Here is a 19,055-nt window from a genome sequence, read left to right as displayed (position 1 = left end):
ATATCCAAATTAAAAGCTATTCATCTACTGAATAGCTTTTAATTTGGATATTTTTTTATTTAATCTTAATGCGCGACAATGACTAAGAATAGGATGAATAATATGGCTAGCGCATACATTAGTGGATGTACTTTTTTACCACGACCAGTTGTAATCATTGTAATAGGGTATAAAATGAATCCCAAAGCAATGCCATCTGAAATTGAGTAAGTAAGTGGCATACCAATAATAATCAAGAATGCAGGTGCAGCAATGGCTAAGTCTTCCCATTCAATTTGACGTAAGCTTTTTGCCATCAAAACACCAACAACAACTAATGCGGGTGCAGTAACTTGTGACGTTACGACACTTAGTAATGGTGAAAAAAACAAAGCTAATAGGAAGAATAGACCTGTAAAGACACTAGTTAATCCAGAACGGCCGCCTACTGCGATACCTGATGATGATTCAACATAAGCAGAAGTTGGAGACGTACCAATAACAGCACCAACTGTCATACCTACGGCATCGGCCATCAAAGCCCGTCCAGCACGAGGCATTTCATTATTTTTCATAAAACCAGCCTGTGTGGCTAGGCCAATCATTGTACCTGCTGTGTCAAAAAATGTTACCAGCAAAAATGTAATCACAACCGTAATCATTTGCAAAGAATTAATATCGCCAATATGCATCACACTAACGCCAAATGTTGGTGCTAATGAAGGGACTGGCGAAATGATTGTAGTGGGCAGTTTAATTAATCCAAATATAATACCAACAATTGATGTGGCAACCATACCAATAAAAATAGCAGCGGGTGTTTTACGTGTCAATAAAATAAAAGTAAGGATAATACCAAAAATTGACAAAAGTGACGTGGGCGTTGTTAAGTTACCCAAAGACACCATGGTGTCTTTATTGGCAACAATTAAGCCAGCATCATGTAGGCCAATAAAAGCAATAAATAGACCAATACCCGCTGCAATAGCTAATTTTAAGTTTTGTGGAATAATATTAATAATTTTTTCACGAATCTTAAAAAATGTTAGAACCAAAAAGATAATCGCAGCAACGAAAACACCTGCCATGGCTGTTTCCCATGGGACCTTCATGCCAATAACGACAGAATAGGCAAAAAACGCGTTGACACCCAAACCTGGTGCAATGGCAATTGGATATAAAGCAACAATTCCCATAAAGAGTGTCGCAACAGCTGAAGCAACAGCTGTTGCAGTAAAGACAGCACCTTTATCCATACCAGCAGCACCTAATACAGAAGGATTGACGAACAAAATGTACGCCATTGACGTGAATGTTGTCAAACCAGCAATGAATTCAGTACGAATTGATGTATTCAATTCGTCGAGTTTAAAATAATTTGCAATCGCAGACATGATTGCCTCCCAAAAATATAGTAACGTTAGACGTTCTACTTAATTTTAGCAGTATAAAAGATGAATTAAAACATAAATATTCAGTTTATAGTGTCTAATTATAAATTGTTTAATCAAAAAAAGACGTGAAAGCGGTTTAAAGACGAACGATAATATCATAGTGTTCGTCTTTTATTGATGGTTATGTTGGCATGGCTAAAAAGAGAGTGGTTGTTGTGTTGAAATCAGCATACTTTGACATGACAGAATAGGTAAACAGGTTTAATTCCTTTTTTGGGCGAGGTCACTGGCAATTTATTTAATTTTTAATGTTATAATAGAAATAACATTGATTTAAGGAAGTTAACTTATGGGTACACAACTTGTGTTGGTCCGACACGGCGAATCGACAGCTAATCGAGATAATGAATTTACTGGTTGGACCGATGTTCCTTTAACCTTAAAAGGTCAGCAACAAGCCAAAAGTGTCGGTAAAATTTTAGTACAAAAACAGTTACTTTTTGATAGGGTACATACGTCTTATTTACAACGTGCGATTACAACAGCCAATATTGTTTTGTTTGAAATGAATCAGTCTTGGGTGCCAATTAATAAAACATGGCGATTAAATGAACGTCATTATGGTGCGCTACGTGGGTTAAATAAAGATATGGCGCGATCAAAATATGGTGTTGAAGCGGTTGCCTTATGGCGCCGTAGCTATATAGATGTTCCGCCACTATTAAAAAAAGTGGTGTCAGACCGACGTTATCCTAATAATATTGAACCACTTGGTGAGAGCTTAGAAATGGCAAGCCAACGGATGCTACCTTACTGGCTAGACGTTGTAGTGCCTGAATTACGCGCTGGTCATAATCAATTGATTGTTGCCCATGGTAGTACATTACGCGCATTAATAAAATATTTAGAAAAAATTAGCGACAGTGATATTGATGGTTTGGAGATTGGCAATGGTGAGCCAATTTGTTATACATTCGATGAGCAATTTAATATGAGTGAGCGCCAATATTTAGAGTCAGACTAACGCTTTGTGACAAAAAGGAGAATAATTTTGAACGCTAAAACATGGGCACGAGTCCAAAAATATACGGAATTACAAGGCACGTCAGGACAAGAACAGACAATTCGCAAAGCTTTTCGTGAGGAACTATTACCATTAGTTGATGATATTAAACAAGATGGTTTAGGTGGCATTTTTGGTGTTAAAAAGAATAGTGATCTCCATGCACCGCGTGTCATGTTTGCGGCGCATATGGATGAGGTAGGCTTCATTGTAACTAGTGTATTACCTAATGGTGCTTTGAAAGTTGCGGCTGTTGGTGGTTGGAATCCAACTGTGATTTCATCACAACGGTTTACACTATTTACTATAAATGGTGCTTATCCGATTGTATCAAGCTCTGTTTCACCACATTTGTTACGTGGACGTGATAGTCAAATCACACTACCAACAGTGGACGATATTTTATTTGATGCTGGATTTGTGGATCAGGCAGAAGCACATGCATTTGGTGTTTTTCCAGGCGATTTTATTGTACCCGAAGTGGCAACAATTATGACTGCGAATAAAAAACGTGTTATCTCAAAGGCGTGGGATAATCGTTTTGGAATGGTCACTATTTTAGAGGCATTAGATGCTTTAAAGGATGTTCAAACGCCTAACACGTTAATTATGGGCGCTGATGTTCAAGAAGAAGTAGGCCTTCGTGGTGTACATGGTGCGGTGAATTTAATGGAACCGGATGTTTTTTTTGCGATTGATTCCAGCGCAGCTGATGATGTAAACGGTAGTGTGGGCCGTCAAGGTATACTAGATCATGGGACGCTTTTACGTGTATTTGATCCTACCGTTGTGTTACCACTCCGTTTAAAAGAATTTTTACTGTCGACTGCAGAAGATAATCATATTCCGTACCAGTATTTTGTATCAAAGGGTGGGACTGATGCAGCAGCAGCTCAAAGTGAACGAACAGGTATACCTTCAGTGGCATTAGGTGTTGCCTCGCGATATATCCACACGCATCAAACGATTTGGTCAATTTCAGATTTTGAAGCAGCAAAAGATTTTGTTATCGCGATTGCGAAAAATCTAGACGAAACGAATTTGAAAACAATTTTAGGTGATTAAGTTTGCATGTTTAAAAAATTACGAAAATTAGATTATTGGATAGCTGTACCGTTTGCAATTCTTAGTATGCTAGGCATTGTGATGGTTTTTTCAGCAACTCAGGGAACGACAGCAGCCCTGAGTAATTTTATTAAACAAGCAATTTTTGTTGTGATAGGATTAATGGGCGCATTCTTTTTATATCATTTTAATCTTAGAAAATTACAAAATGCAAAGTGGATGCGTAACCTTCAACTTGGTGTTATAGCGGCACTAATTATTGCTAGGTTTGTTATGCCACCTGTCAATGGGGCCCATGGTTGGATTAATTTAGGCCTCATAACGCTACAACCAGCTGAATTTTTGAAATTAGCTATGATTCTTTATTTTGCGAATTTTTTTGCTAGGCAACCTTGGCAAAATCACGTACGATTGAAATTACAACCAGTGAGTCAACTAAATGTCTGGGGATTACCATTAACAGGGCTTGCACTAGTTATTTTAATGCCGGATAATGGTAATGGTTTAATCATTATATTAATACTAATGGCACTGTTTTTAGCCTCTGGTGTATCAAGGCGTTTAATCGCTTTAGTAGCAGCTATAATGGGATTGGGATTTGGTTTTTTGCAAACGTTGATTCGATTTGCCAATCATTTTTTTGATTTAACAAGTAGTAATCACTATGCCAGTGCACGATTAACGAGTTTTGTTAATCCGTGGGATCCAAATGCCGTTGACACGAGTCGACAACTGCTCTATGGTTATTATGCCATTGCACATGGTGGTATATTTGGTGTTGGTTTAGGCAATTCACTTATTAAGCCTTATTTGCCAGAATCAAATACTGATTTTATTATGGCAGTAATGACAGAGGAACTAGGCGCGATAACAACAGCATCGGTACTTGTGTTAATGTTAATATTGGTTGGTCGAATGATAATTTTGGGTATTCGGCAAAAAAGTCAATATGCACGACTGGTATTGTTTGGCGTTGCAACACTGTTATTTGTGCAATCACTTATTAATTTGGGTGGCGTAGTCGGTATTTTGCCAATTACAGGTGTTGTTTTCCCGTTTATTTCTGGTGGTGGATCATCTTATATTGTTTTTAGTGCTTCAATTGGTTTGACTTTAAACATTGCTGCGACACAAAAAAAACTAGTCGCTATTCACCCAGCAGATATCATTGCTAGAAAGGATTTAAAATGACATTAGAAATACAACCGCGTCGTGCTTTGTATGTTTATTTAAAAAATAATCGGCATGCTACACAATTAAAAAAATTTGGTCAATTGACTTATGTTTCTCAAAAAATGAATTTTGCCATGATTTACGTTGATGATATTGACGTGGATCAAAAAATTGAAAAAATTAAACAATATAAATTTGTTAGAGATGTTTTAAAATCACCACGTCCAGATATTGATCCGGATTTAGGTGATATGCACGATGATATTTTCTTTGAAAATTATGATGAGGAGAGCGTAAATTGACGTATGGCTGGAACTAGTAATCTAAATTAATGTTACTACCAGTAGCGACAATACGCGTATTGATAAGATGCGAGTAGTAGCAGGCCGATTTCGTGGCACAAAATTAGAAGCAGTTGTGGGTGATAAAACACGTCCTACAACTGATAAAGTGAAAGAAGCGATGTTTAGCATGTTGATGCCATACTTAGATGGTGGGGATGTACTAGATTTATATGCTGGGACGGGTGGTCTTGGTATTGAGGCTGTGTCTCGTGGCATGGGACATGCCACTTTAGTTGACCGCCAAATTCAAGCGATTCAAGTGATTCAAAATAATATTGAAAAAATACATGATAAAGATGCTTTTACGGTCTTAAAAATGACATCTCAGCAAGCATTACAAAAATTTTCTGAAGAAAAAGCGCAATTTGATCTTGTTTTTTTAGATCCACCATACGCTAAGGAAACGCTTAATGCGGACATGCATTATATGGTAGATCATCACTTATTATCCAATGGCGCCATAATTTTAGCTGAGAGTAACGATGTGGCAAATTTGCCAATTGAAAATGATACATTTGAAATTATGCGACAAAAACAATATGGTATAACTGTTATCACGATTTACCAATACAATAGTTTATAACGAGATTGACAAGGGGGAACAGATATGAGTATTGCATTATTTCCAGGTAGTTTTGATCCGCTGACTAATGGTCATTTAGACGTTATTCGGCGTGCAAGTAAAATGTTTGATACGGTGGTTGTTGGCGTAGGTAATAATACGAGTAAGCAAGCGCTATTTACACCTGAAGAAAAAATAGCACTGATATCAGTTACTGTTGCTGACTTAGATAATGTCGAAGTTGCTGTGATGCATGGGTTGACAGTACAATTTATGGCAGAAATCAACGCTGGATTTATTGTGCGTGGATTGCGTAATAGTAAAGATTTTGAATATGAACGTGATATTGCAGGGGTCAATAGTGCGTTAGCGGACGTTGAAACGATTTTATTATTGTCTAAACCAGAAAATCAAAATATTTCTAGTTCAATGGTTAAAGAGATCGGTGCAATGGGTGCAGATAATATGGCAAAATTTGTCCCTAAAGTTGTTGTTGATGCGTTGAAGGAACGGTTAAATTAATGCATAAAAAAAGTAAAATTATAGCAGTAATTGTCGCCGTTTTTGTAATTATTGGCTTAGTATGGCTTGTTCGTCCGCTTGATGGCTATATTGAAAGTCCTGGTGAAGCAGATGATTTATCACAATTTGTAAAGATTGATGGCAAAAATGATACATCAAAGGGTCGTTACAATATCACATCGGTATATCTTTCTCGGGCAAATGGTTTTAGTTATTTGCAAACAAAAATTAATCCACACATGTCCTATGCTAAATCTGAAGATGTTATGGGTGGACAAAGTTCCGAAGTATTTAATGAGGTACAGAATTTTTATATGCAAAGTGCCATTGCTAACGCTGAACAAGTAGCATTTAGGAAGGCAAATCAAGAAATAACTGCAACTTATCGTGGTATTTATGTGTTAAGTGTGAGTGACACGTCACACTTTAAAAAATCAATTAAGGTTGGGGACACTATTACAGCCGTTGATGGGCATCATTATGAAAATTCTGATGGTTTTATTAAATATCTTGCCAATAAGAAAAAAGGTGTTCGAGTGACAGTTGATTACCTACGCAATGGAAAAAAAGGTCAAACCTCGGGTGACACTATCAAGCTACCTAGTAGTAAATCATCTGAATATCCTAATGGTAGGTCAGGTATTGGTATTGTTTTGACAGACAACGTCGCAGTTTCAACATCACGAAAAATAGCTGTTGATCCAGGTAAAATTGGTGGTCCTTCTGGTGGTTTAATGTTTACACTGCAAATGTATGATCAGCTCACCGGTGATAAATTATCTAAAAATCGTAATATTTCTGGTACTGGGACAATGAATGTTAACGGTTATGTTGGTGAAATTGGTGGTATTGATAAGAAAGTCATTGCTGCGAAGGAAGCAGGATCAACTGTATTTTTTGCCCCCTATATAGCACCAACTAAAGAAATTTTGAAGTATGAAGAACAACATAAAACAAATTATCAACTTGCTAGAGATACAGCAAAAAAATATGCCCCAAGTATTAAAGTTATTCCTGTAGAAACATTTCAAGATGCAGTAAATTATCTTGAGACAGGTAAAATAATTAAAACAACAGACAAGGTAAAATAAAAATAGGCGACACCTTTTTAAAAAGGTGTCGCCTATTTTTTATATTTTATGAACATATATGCTATTAATCCAACCACTGTTGGCAAGTTTATACCACAGAAGACCGTTTTCATGACGCTCCTCTTTTGAAATAGCAACAAGATCACCATCTAGAACGCTACCAATTGGTAAACCATAAGGAGTGGCAAATATCTCAGTTGACATATTTGGTAAGAAGTTAACTAACGCATTAGGTTGATTATTTTCGACGTTTAAGTCTTGTATATAGTTAATATTCTCGACATTAGGCGCTGTATCTGATAATGACATTAATGATGCATCATAACGTATCCAAACATGATCGCCAACTTGGTACCAAAATTGACCATTTCCTGAAATGACACGTAGTGGTGTTGCCCAATAACTGTCAGGAGGTAACGTTGTTGAAATATTAGCATAATCATCGGGATCCGTATGAGCAAGCGTTTCAACATGTAATGCAATGTACATATTAACGCGATGTGCGTCACGCCAGCTTTGTGGCCGGTAGTTTAGGTGCAGGGATTGTGGGAAATTACCGAAAATACCGGATAATTCACCTGAATTATCAACGTACACATAATTTGGAATGCTTGGCGTGTCAATTGTGTAAGTTGTTTTGGGCAAACCGTCTAAACGTTCGGGTGGTAAAAGTTGTTCATGTGTTGCAATATTTTCATAATAAATCCAAATGGGTGATTGATTTGTCATAATTTAACCTCTATCATTATTATATCAAAACTGAGTATTTTAATTACATGGGTTTAGTGTGGTAAAACTTGAAAAAAGGATATGATCAATTCAATAAAACCACGTATCATAAATAGTCACTGGTTCGTGACGTTTGTGTGCACTGGTCAGATATAAATGTTCAATTTTTTCAGCATCCTTGGTTGATATATTTTTCCCTTCTAAATAATCATCGATACAATCGTATGTGACACCAAGCGCAATTTCATCAGGTAACTGTGGTCGATCGTCTTCTAAATCTGCGGTTGGTGTTTTATCGTACAATGCTTTTGGTGCTTCAAGGGTCTGAAGCATATCACGGCCTTGTCGTTTATTCAAACGCCATAGCGGGTTAACATCAGTGCCACCGTCACCGTATTTTGTAAAGAAACCAGCGAACGCTTCTGCTGCATGATCAGTGCCAATTACAATACCTTGATATTCACGAGCTACGGCATATTGGGCAATCATGCGCATTTTTGGTTTAATAGAGCCACGACTCAAATCATTGACCACAAGACCACTTTCCTGCAAAGCAAGCGTCATGGCATCAGTAGCTGATTTGATATTAGTGGTTATAGTTTGGTTAGGTTGGATAAAGTTAAGCGCTGAAATGGCATCTGATTCGTCACTTTGTTTACCGTAAGGTTGCCGTACAGCGATGAGTTTGTAGTCAATGGTTGGATTGACGTTTAATTCATCAATAGCAATTTTAGCAATTTTTCCTGCTAACGTGGAGTCTTGGCCGCCAGAAACAGCAATAATACAACTTGTATATTGTAGATTGTGCTGTAAATATTGTTTTAAAAAATCAACTGAACGGCGAATTTCTGTCAGTGGATCAATGAATGGTTGAACGTGAAGGTCAGCAATAATTTTCGCTTGTAGTGGGCGCATATTAATTCTCCTTAATTTTTAGTCGAACGTCAGCAATGGCAGTTGCTTTGGCATCTGCCAATTGTTGAGATAACGTGACGTCGTAATGATCAGGATGATCAAGTCGTTTAAAACGATCGGGTAGTTTTAATAAACTGTTTTTTGCGTATGTTTGAATCTCTTGTATTGTGGGCAGGTGATATACTTTTTGACCTTTATTAAAAACATCATGCAATATTGGTTTGCCAGAACCTGCTTCTGTTGCAAAAGACAACACGTCGCCTGATTTTGTCCGCCAAATTTGTTTTTTTCCGGGAATTGAAATTTTTTCAGTATCATCGGAAAGTTTAATGGTATTTTTACCATCGATACTGACCATTTTATAAACAGCACCTAATGCAGGTTGGTCAAACGAAGTAATCAATTTTGTACCAACACCCCAGACATCAATTTTTGCGCCACGTGCTTTTAAATCAGAAATCACATATTCATCTAAATCATTTGATGCATAAATTTTAGCGTTAGAAAATCCGGATTTATCAAGCATCTGGCGAATTTTTATCGACAATGACACCATGTTACCAGAATCAATTCGAATACCTTGAAAATTAATTTTGTCACCAAATTCTTGAGCAACTTTAATTGCAGCAGGTACCCCAGATTTTAATGTATCAAAAGTATCGACTAGAAAAACAACATCGTGATGTGAATTGGCATATGTTTTAAAAGCAGTATAATCGTTTTGATATGCTTGAACAAGGGCATGAGCATGTGTACCTGACACGGGTATATTAAATAATTTACCCGCACGGACGTTTGAGGTGGCATTGAATCCGCCAATGTAGGCGGCACGTGTTCCCCACAACGCAGCATCAAATTCTTGAGCACGTCGTGTACCAAACTCCATTAATGGATCACCATTGGCCACTGTTACAACACGAGAAGCTTTGGTTGCAATTAACGTTTGAAAATTAATAATATTTAGCAAAGCTGTTTCGAGTAATTGTGCGTCAATTAATGGGCCTTCAACCTGTAGTAATGGTTCGTGATCAAACATGACCTCGCCTTCATATGGTGCACGGAGAGAAGCGGTCAATTGCCACTTTTTTAGATAGATTAAAAAATCTTCATGATACAAATTAAGTGACTGTAAATAAGCAATATCACTATTACTGAAGTGTAAATCATCAAGATATTGTACAATATGTGCTAGTCCAGCAAAAATAACATAGCCATTATTAAAAGGCATATCACGAAAATAAGCTTCAAAAACAACTGGTTTTTTGTCAATACCTGCTTGCCAGTATGTATAAATCATGTTTATTTGATATAAATCAGTGTGTAATGCGAATGAATCGTCTGGGTAGAACATAATAGTTTCCTTTAAAATTATTAAACTCATTATAGCAAAAATATTGTGTAAAAGCCGTGATATAATAAAAATATGAAAGAAATTTTGACAAACAATCGAGATGAAACCCAAAAATTTGCTGCACTTGTTGCCGCTTTGTCTAGTCCAGGACTAGTAATTGCCTTAAATGGTGACCTTGGTGCAGGGAAAACAACCTTCACGCAAGGATTTTCACGTGCACTTGGTGTGACTGAGCGTGTTAAGAGTCCGACCTTTAATATTATGAATACTTATCATACACATCACTTTCCAATTTATCATTTTGATGCGTATCGCTTGGAGGAAACAGGCGCACAAGATCAAGGATTTGAAGATTATGTTGGGACAGACGGCGTGACATTGATTGAATGGCCGCAGTATATGAAAGATTTGTTACCTAACAATCGATTAGAATTAATTTTTACGCGCGGTAAGTATGATGATAGCCGTAAAATTCAAATTAATGGTGTGGGTAGTGCAGTAGAGATAGAAAGGCAATTATGATTTTTGATAAGGCTAAGCCAATTACTTTTAGTTTGGAAGAGGCAAGTTTAACACGTGCAACAGCATGGCAATCTTTAATTCAAAATTTGATGTCAGAAACAGATACTTTTTTGGTTGCTAGTGTACGTGACGGTCAAATAGTAGCAGAAGAAGACACAAATGAGCCAGCGATCACTTTATTGTTGATTGCAGAGCAACAAAATGACACATTACCAGTTGGAATTGCTTCAATTGAAAATGGTGAAATTGGCATGGCGATTTTGAAGGACTTTCAAGGTGCAGGTCTAGGTAAGAGTTTAATGGTAGCCTTACTTGATTGGGCAGAGATGGTTAATTTGGAGAAAGTTTGGTTGGATGTGCAAACTGATAACTTAGTGGCGACACATCTTTATGATAAGTTTGAGTTTGAAAAAGTTGGATCTGAAGTCAACCTCACACTACCAAATGGTCGCGTGACCAAATTACAACGTATGGTTAAGTTTTTAGTTAAGGAGAACACGTCATTATGAATTTTATAGCCATGGATTTTGAAACAGCAAATCACGAAAAATATTCGGCCGTATCAATTGCAATTGCAATAGTCCGCGATAATCAAGTTATTGATAAATTCTATAGTTTGATTAAACCAGAAACGTATTTTAGTTCACGTAATACTGCAGTCCATGGGTTACGTGAAAGTGATGTGATTGATGCGCCCAAGTTTCCAGAGATTTGGCAAATTATTTCACCATTGTTTAGAGACAATAAATTAGTTGTAGCGCATAATGCAGCATTTGATAATAATATTTTGAAGGGCACTTTGGCTCATTATGGGATTGAAGAACCACATTATATGCTACTTGATACTGTACGAACAAGCCGTAAACTCTTTCCTAAATTTGAAAATCACAAATTAAATACTGTTGCAAATAATCTAGGTATAACACTAGACCATCATCATAATGCACTTGATGATGCTGTTGCAGCAGCTAACATTTTAATATATGAAGCCGAACATTTTGGCGTTGATAGTTTAAAACAGTTTGTACAAAATAAATGACCTATCCTAAAGAAAAGGACAGGTCATTTATTTTATAGGTTAATTGTTAGTGAGATTGGGGCATGATCTTGACGCAAACCAGTATCTAAAACACCAGTATTTGAAACGTTTTCTGCAATACGGTCACTGACTAAGTAGTAATCAATTCGCCATCCAGAATTATTAATTTTACTAGTTTTGCTGATTTGAGCCCACCAAGTATAAATATCTGGTGTGTTAGGATTTTGCATACGCAAGGTATCGGTAAATCCAGCATCAAGTAAGGCAGTAAATTTTTCACGTTCTTGATTAGTAAAACCAGCAGAATTATGATTTGTTTTGAAATTTTTAAGATCAATTTCTTCATGGGCAACATTCATATCACCACTAAAAATTACAGGTTTTTTGGCATCGAGCGTTTGAATGTATGCCCGATAAGCATCATCCCATTCGCCACGAGCCGATAAACGAGCAAGAGCTGATCCGGAATTTGGCGTGTACACTGTTGAAACATAATAATTATCAAATTCTAGTGTAATAATGCGCCCTTCAATATCCATCGTGTCTGGTGCAGCAATTTTTGGAAATTCGATACTTAGTGGTTCGATGCGTGTTAACATCATTGTACCAGAATAACCAGAACGTGCTGTACTGGAATCTAAATAGACATGATAATCAGGGAACAATTCAGCGATTGCTTCTGATTGCTTTTTTGTCATGCCTGTTGCTTTAAGTTTAGTTTCTTGAATGGCGAATACGTCTGGCTTGCGCGCAGCAATAGTTGTCAGTACGTCCCATGTCATTTCACCACGCGCTGATTTGTGTTCAACAGCTGCATTGATTGAATCGATGTTCCAAGATATGAGTTGCATGTATAGGGTCCTTTTTTAGATGACGTGTATGAGATCAAGCATTTTCTGTTTTGTGGCACTGTTGACTAATTAGCATATTTTTTCATGAAAGTTGGTAGAGCCTGGCTTATTTGTGTTGGCAATGTCACATATTGCGTTTTGGCAAGTTCATCAGCAATAGCTGAATGTATATAAACCGCAGCTAATACTGTATCTGATAGTGTAGCTGTTTTGAATTGGGCAGTGAAACCCGCAATAATACCCGCTAAAGTATCTCCCATACCACCAGTTGCTTGGTACGGTCCACCAATAGGTAGTTCGTAAATACCATCATCTGTATATATTTGAGAATGAAACTGTTTTAGAACAATTATTGGTTTGGTGGTGAACTTGTTACGAGCCAGTAAATTAAAGGCTTCAAAGGGCTGTTGGGCAATCGGAACACCACTAACGCGCTGCCACTCCATTTGATGTGGCGTTAAAATTAATTGTCCTTTTGGCCAAGATAGGTGTTTTTCAGCAGCTAAGGTGAGAGCAGAACCATCTATGATCGTTATTTGTTTTTCTGAAATAGCAGAAAAAGCCGCTTGAACAAGATCAACACGATTACCAAGTCCGGAACCAATTAAAATCACGTCGCTCGTATTTATATAGGCAGTGAGATCGTCGTTAAAATTAATAACCATTGCCTCAGGTTTGTGACTATGAATTGCTGTGAAATTACTCGGGTCAGTTGCCACGGTGACTAATCCAGCACCAGCATTGATCGCTGCTATAGCATTCATGATCACTGCACCGCCGAACTGTGAGGTACCACCAATGATTAATACACGGCCATAAGTGCCTTTATGTGACTGATTGAGACGTTTATTAATAACTTTATACAGTATTTCTTCTGTTAGTGATTTCATCATTTGTTACCTCATGGACCTAATTTCTTATAGGCAATGTGTTACTGATGTATTGATGGTGTCTCTATTTGGTCAGGTGATTACGATTATCCCAAAGTACAGCCACAGCGAGAATAAGAACACCTAAATTAGCGGACAGTATGGCAAACGTCATTTGATTGACAATCCAACTGACTAGCGAGACAAACATTAATATGATCGCAATAATAGTGACATAAAGTGTTGTTTTATTCATGATTAACTACCTTAATAATATCCGATTTATATTTTTCAAAACATTGAATGATCAGGATATTTGCAACGTTAGGTAATAGATTATGTATGTTGTTTATAACCTAACGATACTCACACTTAATTTTATATGATTCAACCAATATTTACAAATAAGGTACGATATTTTAGTATGTTTGTATCACTTGATATGAGTTGTAAATTAGCAACGTCTAACAAATCTATGTGCTTGCTATAATCGAGACAAACAGTATAATAAAGTTATATATCATCATTGAAAGGTTTTTTAACTATTATGACAATTGATTGGAAACAAGAAACGGCTTCACGACAAAATGCCTATATTGAGGACTTGAAGTCTTTACTGGCAGTTAAATCAGTCCGGGATGATTCGCAGGCAACAACGGGTGCGCCATTAGGTCCAGGCCCAAAAGAAGCATTACTCAAAATGCTGTCCATCGCTGAACGTGATGGCTTTACAATAAAAAATATTGATAATGTGGTCGGTTATATCGAAATTGGCCCTAAAGATGCTGGCGAATATGTTGCTATTTTATCTCACGTTGATGTCATGCCGGCCGGTGAGGGCTGGGAGACAGAACCATTTGAACCAGTAGTTACTGCGGAAAAAATTATTGCACGTGGTGCCTCTGATGACAAAGGGCCTGGTATGGCTGCTTATTATGCTTTTAAAATCTTGTCAGATTTGAATGTACCGTTGAAGCGACGCGTGCGTTTGATTTTTGGTACTGATGAAGAAAATGATTGGCTTGGCATGACACGCTATTTTGAAGTGGAACCTGAGCCAGTGTTTGGATTCTCTCCAGATGCAGAGTACCCAATTATCAATGGTGAAAAGGGAAATGTTCAAGTTCTTATCAATGGCAAGGCCACTAATGGTGGTTCAGATACTTTGTTGTCATTTGATTCAGGTTTGCGTACCAATATGGTGCCTGGTTTGGCTGTTGCATCAGTAAAATCACCACAAGTAGCAGAAATAGCACTTGAATTTGAAGCCTTTTTGTCAGCGAATAAAGAAATTTCAGGTTCTTTGGAAACTGATAACGATATTATTAAATTGACTCTCAATGGCAAGCAGGTTCATGGTGCAATGCCTGAAACAGGTGAAAATGCCGGAACTTATTTGGCTAATTTTTTGCAAAAGTTTTCATTTGGCGGTACAGCTAAACATTACTTAACATACCTGGGAACTCCTGCGCACCAAGATACAATTGGTAAAAAATTTGGCATTAATCATACTGATGATGTGATGGGTGCACTATCAATGAACGTCGGTATTCAAAAATTTGAAACTGATGGTGATTTATTTATCAACTTTAACTTTCGTTATCCAAAAGGTATTCTACCGGAAGAAATTGTTGCTGGGTTAACAGCACAATTAAATGGGTGGGATGTCATACCAACTATAGGTGGTCATGCACAAGTACCACACTATGTCGCACCATCTGATCCTATCGTAAAAACATTGTTAAAAGTTTATCATGAACAAACTGGACTACCTGCACATGATCAAGTGATTGGCGGTGGCACATATGGCCGTTTGATGGCACGTGGTGTTGCTTTTGGTGCGTTATTCCCAGATTCACCTGATACCATGCATCAAGTTAACGAATTCGCGCTTTTAGATGATTTATATCGGTCAATCTCAATTTATGCCCAAGCGATTGCTGAGATTACAAATTTAGACTAGGTCAATATGATGAGATTAGAACGCATGAGTGTTCTGGTCTCATTTTTACAAGGCATGTCATGTTTAATAAGGAAGGTATAAAATTATGGAAAAATATACGGATGAGGCACTCAAAAAGCGGTTAACACCAGAAGCCTATCAAGTAACGCAACATGCAGCAACTGAACGTGCATTTACGGGTGAATATGATCAATGGTGGGAAGCAGGTATTTTTGTGGACATTGTTAGTGGGGAACCACTATTTAGTTCAACCGATAAATACGATGCCGGCTGTGGCTGGCCATCCTTTACACAAAGTATTGATGATCAACATATCAAGCGACACGTTGATCAATCATTTGGTATGACGCGAACAGAGGTGACATCGCGCGATGCGAACTCACATTTGGGACATCTATTTACTGATGGACCAACTGAAAAAGGTGGTTTACGTTACTGTATTAACTCAGCTAGTTTGAAGTTTGTTCCGAAAAATGAATTGGTAGCAGCGGGATACGGTAAGTATTTGTCGTTATTTGAATAACATTTTTCTATCATTTATTTGTTCTAGTTTGTTATAATGTAGGGAAATACTTTTTTGGAGAATAGCAAACGATGGAAAATGTCCGCAAAAATGATTTTTGGAGATATTTTAACCCTGTAAACATTGTGAAAGAATTATTATTAGGATGGACGATACCTGAGGCAATTTTATTGATTGTGTTAGTGTTTTTGCAAGGTGCGGTGTGGGGATTGGGCGTCATGCACACGCACAATTTTGACTGGTTCGGCTTAGCGACTGGATTGATGAACATTATTACGGTTGTGTTGGTAGCAAAAGGACGAATTACTAACTATTTCTGGGGATTAGTTTATTCTGTCATGTATATGCCGCTAGCATTTCAATCGCAGCTGTTCGGTGAAGTTGCACTTAGTGCGTTTTGGGTTGTTATGCAATTTGTTGGTATTATCGCATGGTTAGGTTTTATGAAGCGTGATACGAGTACTGAGAAAAGTGATCAAGCAGTTGTTACAACAAAATACATGTCGCGAAAACAGTGGCTGTTTGTGATACCCGTCTTTCTTGTCCTTTTGGCGATTGTCGGTTTGATTCTAGAACAGGCGGGCTCAAGACAACCATATATGGATGGCATGACAACAACGATTTCTATGGGGGCACAAATATTGCAGACAGCAAAATTTGCTGAATCTTGGTATGCTTGGTTACTTTTTGATATCGTTGAACTTATTTTATGGGGACGGGCTTGGACTGGCCATGCAGACCCTAGTGCATTTGCCATGCTTGGTATGAATCTAGCACTGACAGTTAATGCGATTTATGGTATTGTTCAGTGGCGGAAGTTAACAAAGAAAGAGTGAGAGGATAAGCTATCATTAAAAAGTGGTAGCAAAGCGCGTTTATAAACATGAGAACTTTTGCAGGTAATTTATTTAAAGATGATTTAGAAGGCGAAAAAATTGGTGTTTTTTTTGGTACATTAGCACCAATGCACGTGGGTCATCAAGCAGAAATTTATAAGGCTGCTGCCCTAAATGATGGGGTTGTGGTTATTGCGTCAGGATATACAGGTGATCGTGGTGATCAAATGGGGCTTTCTGTCGAAAAGCGATTTCGCTATTTACGAGAAGCATTTAGTGATGAAACGGCGATTAAAGTAGATTATATTAATGAGGATAATATTCCTCAAATGCCAGCAGGATGGGATGAATGGACCAAAATTTTAGTGCAAACCGTCAAACGCAATGTCGTTAATCAGAATGCTAAAATTACTTTTTATACGGGTGAAGCAGAGTATAAATTGAATTTAGAGAAACGTTTACCTCAAACTGGACAATTTACTGTTAGTTTGATGGATCGCACGGTCTTGAAAATCTCGGCAACTGACATTCGTAAAAATCCAATAGGCAATTGGGATTATATTAATCGTGTTTTTCGGCGCCATTTTACAAAAAAAGTCACTGTCATGGGATCGGCATCTACAGGAAAATCGACTTTAGTACGACGATTAGCACGTACGAGCAATTCACCATTTTCCGAAGAATACGCACGTGAATATCAAGAACGATCAAATGTGAGTGATGACGAATTAGTAGTCAAAGATTACATTCGTTTGATTCAAGGGCAGTATGATGCTAATTCTAAAGAAATTAATTCACCAGCTAACAACGGTTTGACAATTTTTGATACGGATGCCATGGTAACTAAAGTTTATGCTGATCTGTGGCTGAGTAAAGAGGATAGTAGACAATTACAGCCACTGTTTGACAATACAATTAGTGAAGAATTGATTGATCTCATCTTGATTATTCCACCAGTGACACCCTATACTCATGATGGTTTTCGTAACATGAATAATACTGATGATCAGTCAAGGTGGGCATTTCATAATGAATTAGTGCGTGTTATAAAGCATTATGGTTTCATGGACAAAGTAGTGCTACTTGATGCTAAGGGTGAAGGTGAAGATCCTTATGGTTATTATGCCCGATACTTACAGGCTTTAGATGCGATACAGGAAAGAACAGGGTTTAATATTAAACATTTATAATAATGAATTGGCCAATCTATTGAGATTGGTTTTTTTTATTGACTAGACAACTTGAGTGTGCAGTTCTTTGTATTTTCCATTGACATACAGCACATAAACTCCTACAATGAAATTGTTAATAAAATCACAAAATAAAAGTTAGGAGACTATCATGTCAGAAAAAGTAGCGATTGTAACAGGTGGTGGACAGGGAATTGGTGAAGGAATTGCACTACGATTGGCCAAAGATGGTTATGCGGTTATTGTCAATGGCCGTACAGAACATAAACTTACCAAAGTTGTTAATAAAATTGAGGCTGCTGGCGGTCAAGCGTCACTGTTTGTTGGAGATGTTCAGTCTCGTCAGGTTAACTTTGATTTGGTCCAATTTGCCATGGAAAAATATGGCCGTTTAGACACATTTATTGCAAATGCGGGTATTGATTGGGTAGACACGATTGAAGAAACACCTGAAGAACAAGTTGATAACATTTTAAACATTAATTTAAAATCACAAATATGGGCTTTACAAGAAGCACCGACGGCTTTACGAAAAAACGGTAAACAGGGTGGCACAATCATTTTAGCATCTTCAATTGCTGGTATGGAAGGATTTGAAATGTTAGGTATTTACTCAGCAACAAAGTTTGCTGCCCGAGGCTTAATGCAAGCTGCAGCCAAAGAATTAGCTGTAGATAATATTCGAGTTAACGCTTATAACCCAGGTATTGTCCTAACACCAATGTGGGATGAAATAGATGCCCGATTCGCAGAGCGCAAGAACGTGCCAGTTGGATCAACACGTCAAGCGTTTATTGATGGTATTTTGTTGGGTCGTGGTGAAGAACCAGAAGATATTGCGAAGTATGTGTCATTCTTGGTATCAGATCAAGCGGATTATATTACCGGACAATCACTAGCAGTTGATGGTGGGATTAAGTTTCAATAATAACATAGATGATATAGACTAGAAATATTAAAATTACTGTCGAATTGCTTTTTATGACTTGATCTCAATCACATTTTGATCCACAATTAAGATCAAAAAACTTGACGTGATAAAGGATCCGGCCCATGATTAGCAACAAGCAACAA

General features: G+C 37.4%; 22 protein-coding genes. 15 read left to right on the top strand and 7 right to left on the bottom strand.

What is annotated here, in order from left to right; genetic code table 11:
- Positions 1-65: 65 nt before the first annotated feature.
- Complete coding sequence (locus EUI_RS0107855) at positions 66-1,373, bottom strand: NCS2 family permease (protein WP_010017290.1); 1,308 nt, start codon at positions 1,371-1,373, stop codon at positions 66-68.
- A 349-nt stretch (positions 1,374-1,722) separates the two neighbouring features.
- On the opposite strand from EUI_RS0107855, the gene EUI_RS0107850 reads away from it, so the two are divergent.
- The 7 genes from EUI_RS0107850 (at position 1,723) to EUI_RS0107820 (ending at position 7,193) form a co-directional block, all read left to right on the top strand.
- Positions 1,723-2,397, top strand: coding sequence for a 2,3-bisphosphoglycerate-dependent phosphoglycerate mutase (locus EUI_RS0107850; protein WP_010017289.1), 675 nt, complete (start codon positions 1,723-1,725; stop codon positions 2,395-2,397).
- A gap of 27 nt (positions 2,398-2,424) precedes the next feature.
- Positions 2,425-3,501 carry a glutamyl aminopeptidase gene (gene pepA, locus EUI_RS0107845; protein WP_010017288.1) on the top strand — a complete coding sequence of 359 codons (1,077 nt, stop codon included), beginning with the start codon at positions 2,425-2,427 and terminating at the stop codon, positions 3,499-3,501.
- A gap of 6 nt (positions 3,502-3,507) precedes the next feature.
- A complete protein-coding gene (locus tag EUI_RS0107840) occupies positions 3,508-4,692 on the top strand; it encodes an FtsW/RodA/SpoVE family cell cycle protein (RefSeq protein ID WP_010017286.1) in 1,185 nt (394 codons plus the stop codon).
- Complete coding sequence (locus EUI_RS0107835; RefSeq protein WP_010017284.1) at positions 4,689-4,976, top strand: YlbG family protein; 288 nt, start codon at positions 4,689-4,691, stop codon at positions 4,974-4,976. The genes EUI_RS0107840 and EUI_RS0107835 overlap by 4 nt, the downstream gene beginning before the upstream one ends.
- A 67-nt stretch (positions 4,977-5,043) precedes the next feature.
- Complete coding sequence (rsmD, locus tag EUI_RS0107830; protein WP_010017283.1) at positions 5,044-5,601, top strand: 16S rRNA (guanine(966)-N(2))-methyltransferase RsmD; 558 nt, start codon at positions 5,044-5,046, stop codon at positions 5,599-5,601.
- 24 nt (positions 5,602-5,625) lie between these two features.
- Entirely contained in the window at positions 5,626-6,102 is a 477-nt protein-coding gene (coaD, locus tag EUI_RS0107825) for a pantetheine-phosphate adenylyltransferase (protein WP_010017282.1), read from the top strand.
- Complete coding sequence (locus EUI_RS0107820) at positions 6,102-7,193, top strand: SepM family pheromone-processing serine protease (RefSeq protein ID WP_010017281.1); 1,092 nt, start codon at positions 6,102-6,104, stop codon at positions 7,191-7,193. Before coaD ends, EUI_RS0107820 begins: the two co-directional genes overlap by 1 nt.
- A 39-nt stretch (positions 7,194-7,232) precedes the next feature.
- On the opposite strand, the gene EUI_RS0107815 is transcribed toward EUI_RS0107820, so the two are convergent.
- From EUI_RS0107815 to pncB, 3 genes are all read right to left on the bottom strand, one after another.
- Positions 7,233-7,922 (bottom strand): MucBP domain-containing protein, encoded by a 690-nt coding sequence (locus tag EUI_RS0107815; protein WP_010017280.1) that lies wholly within the window; start codon positions 7,920-7,922, stop codon positions 7,233-7,235.
- 90 nt (positions 7,923-8,012) lie between these two features.
- Positions 8,013-8,837 (bottom strand): ammonia-dependent NAD(+) synthetase, encoded by an 825-nt coding sequence (gene nadE, locus EUI_RS0107810; RefSeq protein WP_010017279.1) that lies wholly within the window; start codon positions 8,835-8,837, stop codon positions 8,013-8,015.
- Position 8,838: 1 nt separating this feature from the next.
- On the bottom strand, positions 8,839-10,188 hold the full coding sequence (gene pncB / locus EUI_RS0107805; RefSeq protein WP_010017278.1) for a nicotinate phosphoribosyltransferase: 1,350 nt from the start codon (positions 10,186-10,188) through the stop codon (positions 8,839-8,841).
- A 72-nt stretch (positions 10,189-10,260) separates the two neighbouring features.
- Between pncB and tsaE the strand changes: the two genes are divergently transcribed.
- From tsaE to EUI_RS0107790, 3 genes are read left to right on the top strand one after another with little or no spacing between them, the layout of a single operon-like run.
- Positions 10,261-10,710 carry a tRNA (adenosine(37)-N6)-threonylcarbamoyltransferase complex ATPase subunit type 1 TsaE gene (tsaE, locus tag EUI_RS0107800; RefSeq protein WP_010017276.1) on the top strand — a complete coding sequence of 150 codons (450 nt, stop codon included), beginning with the start codon at positions 10,261-10,263 and terminating at the stop codon, positions 10,708-10,710.
- Positions 10,707-11,219 carry a GNAT family N-acetyltransferase gene (locus EUI_RS0107795; RefSeq protein WP_010017275.1) on the top strand — a complete coding sequence of 171 codons (513 nt, stop codon included), beginning with the start codon at positions 10,707-10,709 and terminating at the stop codon, positions 11,217-11,219. Before tsaE ends, EUI_RS0107795 begins: the two co-directional genes overlap by 4 nt.
- Entirely contained in the window at positions 11,216-11,749 is a 534-nt protein-coding gene (locus tag EUI_RS0107790) for a 3'-5' exonuclease (RefSeq protein WP_010017273.1), read from the top strand. Before EUI_RS0107795 ends, EUI_RS0107790 begins: the two co-directional genes overlap by 4 nt.
- A 32-nt stretch (positions 11,750-11,781) precedes the next feature.
- Here the strand turns inward: EUI_RS0107790 and EUI_RS0107785 are convergent, their stop codons facing one another.
- The 3 genes from EUI_RS0107785 to EUI_RS10650 all read right to left on the bottom strand — a co-directional run bounded on the left by EUI_RS0107785 (position 11,782) and on the right by EUI_RS10650 (position 13,725).
- Positions 11,782-12,600, bottom strand: a complete 819-nt coding sequence (locus EUI_RS0107785) for an exodeoxyribonuclease III (protein ID WP_010017271.1) — start codon at positions 12,598-12,600, stop codon at positions 11,782-11,784.
- Positions 12,601-12,665: 65 nt separating this feature from the next.
- Positions 12,666-13,490: an NAD(P)H-hydrate dehydratase gene (locus EUI_RS0107780; RefSeq protein WP_010017270.1), complete on the bottom strand. Its 825-nt coding sequence runs from the start codon at positions 13,488-13,490 to the stop codon at positions 12,666-12,668.
- Positions 13,491-13,554: 64 nt separating this feature from the next.
- Positions 13,555-13,725, bottom strand: a complete 171-nt coding sequence (locus EUI_RS10650) for a hypothetical protein (protein WP_010017269.1) — start codon at positions 13,723-13,725, stop codon at positions 13,555-13,557.
- 291 nt (positions 13,726-14,016) lie between these two features.
- Between EUI_RS10650 and pepV the strand changes: the two genes are divergently transcribed.
- The 5 genes from pepV to EUI_RS0107750 all read left to right on the top strand — a co-directional run bounded on the left by pepV (position 14,017) and on the right by EUI_RS0107750 (position 18,909).
- On the top strand, positions 14,017-15,432 hold the full coding sequence (pepV, locus tag EUI_RS0107770; protein WP_010017267.1) for a dipeptidase PepV: 1,416 nt from the start codon (positions 14,017-14,019) through the stop codon (positions 15,430-15,432).
- 85 nt (positions 15,433-15,517) lie between these two features.
- Positions 15,518-15,955 (top strand): peptide-methionine (R)-S-oxide reductase MsrB, encoded by a 438-nt coding sequence (gene msrB / locus EUI_RS0107765; protein ID WP_010017266.1) that lies wholly within the window; start codon positions 15,518-15,520, stop codon positions 15,953-15,955.
- 71 nt (positions 15,956-16,026) lie between these two features.
- Positions 16,027-16,791 carry a nicotinamide riboside transporter PnuC gene (pnuC, locus tag EUI_RS0107760; RefSeq protein ID WP_010017264.1) on the top strand — a complete coding sequence of 255 codons (765 nt, stop codon included), beginning with the start codon at positions 16,027-16,029 and terminating at the stop codon, positions 16,789-16,791.
- 47 nt (positions 16,792-16,838) lie between these two features.
- Complete coding sequence (locus EUI_RS0107755; RefSeq protein ID WP_010017263.1) at positions 16,839-17,981, top strand: nicotinamide-nucleotide adenylyltransferase; 1,143 nt, start codon at positions 16,839-16,841, stop codon at positions 17,979-17,981.
- Positions 17,982-18,132: 151 nt separating this feature from the next.
- Positions 18,133-18,909 (top strand): glucose 1-dehydrogenase, encoded by a 777-nt coding sequence (locus EUI_RS0107750; RefSeq protein ID WP_010017261.1) that lies wholly within the window; start codon positions 18,133-18,135, stop codon positions 18,907-18,909.
- The last annotated feature ends 146 nt before the right edge of the window (positions 18,910-19,055 follow it).

Source organism: Leuconostoc gelidum subsp. gelidum KCTC 3527, from assembly GCF_000166715.1.
GTDB lineage: Bacteria > Bacillota > Bacilli > Lactobacillales > Lactobacillaceae > Leuconostoc > Leuconostoc gelidum.
Note: the sequence above shows the minus strand (reverse complement) of the source record. Positions and strands in the feature narration are given on the sequence as shown.

Coding starts and splice junctions, on each gene's coding strand:
- pncB (WP_010017278.1), bottom strand. CDS start 10,188: ATGTTCTACCCAGACGATTCATTCGCATTACACACTGATTTATATCAA.
- pepV (WP_010017267.1), top strand. CDS start 14,017: ATGACAATTGATTGGAAACAAGAAACGGCTTCACGACAAAATGCCTAT.
- EUI_RS10650 (WP_010017269.1), bottom strand. CDS start 13,725: ATGAATAAAACAACACTTTATGTCACTATTATTGCGATCATATTAATG.
- pnuC (WP_010017264.1), top strand. CDS start 16,027: ATGGAAAATGTCCGCAAAAATGATTTTTGGAGATATTTTAACCCTGTA.
- EUI_RS0107840 (WP_010017286.1), top strand. CDS start 3,508: ATGTTTAAAAAATTACGAAAATTAGATTATTGGATAGCTGTACCGTTT.
- EUI_RS0107785 (WP_010017271.1), bottom strand. CDS start 12,600: ATGCAACTCATATCTTGGAACATCGATTCAATCAATGCAGCTGTTGAA.
- rsmD (WP_010017283.1), top strand. CDS start 5,044: ATGCGAGTAGTAGCAGGCCGATTTCGTGGCACAAAATTAGAAGCAGTT.
- EUI_RS0107750 (WP_010017261.1), top strand. CDS start 18,133: ATGTCAGAAAAAGTAGCGATTGTAACAGGTGGTGGACAGGGAATTGGT.
- EUI_RS0107755 (WP_010017263.1), top strand. CDS start 16,839: ATGAGAACTTTTGCAGGTAATTTATTTAAAGATGATTTAGAAGGCGAA.
- EUI_RS0107815 (WP_010017280.1), bottom strand. CDS start 7,922: ATGACAAATCAATCACCCATTTGGATTTATTATGAAAATATTGCAACA.
- EUI_RS0107855 (WP_010017290.1), bottom strand. CDS start 1,373: ATGTCTGCGATTGCAAATTATTTTAAACTCGACGAATTGAATACATCA.
- msrB (WP_010017266.1), top strand. CDS start 15,518: ATGGAAAAATATACGGATGAGGCACTCAAAAAGCGGTTAACACCAGAA.
- coaD (WP_010017282.1), top strand. CDS start 5,626: ATGAGTATTGCATTATTTCCAGGTAGTTTTGATCCGCTGACTAATGGT.
- EUI_RS0107850 (WP_010017289.1), top strand. CDS start 1,723: ATGGGTACACAACTTGTGTTGGTCCGACACGGCGAATCGACAGCTAAT.
- EUI_RS0107820 (WP_010017281.1), top strand. CDS start 6,102: ATGCATAAAAAAAGTAAAATTATAGCAGTAATTGTCGCCGTTTTTGTA.
- EUI_RS0107795 (WP_010017275.1), top strand. CDS start 10,707: ATGATTTTTGATAAGGCTAAGCCAATTACTTTTAGTTTGGAAGAGGCA.
- EUI_RS0107835 (WP_010017284.1), top strand. CDS start 4,689: ATGACATTAGAAATACAACCGCGTCGTGCTTTGTATGTTTATTTAAAA.
- nadE (WP_010017279.1), bottom strand. CDS start 8,837: ATGCGCCCACTACAAGCGAAAATTATTGCTGACCTTCACGTTCAACCA.
- EUI_RS0107790 (WP_010017273.1), top strand. CDS start 11,216: ATGAATTTTATAGCCATGGATTTTGAAACAGCAAATCACGAAAAATAT.
- tsaE (WP_010017276.1), top strand. CDS start 10,261: ATGAAAGAAATTTTGACAAACAATCGAGATGAAACCCAAAAATTTGCT.
- EUI_RS0107780 (WP_010017270.1), bottom strand. CDS start 13,490: ATGAAATCACTAACAGAAGAAATACTGTATAAAGTTATTAATAAACGT.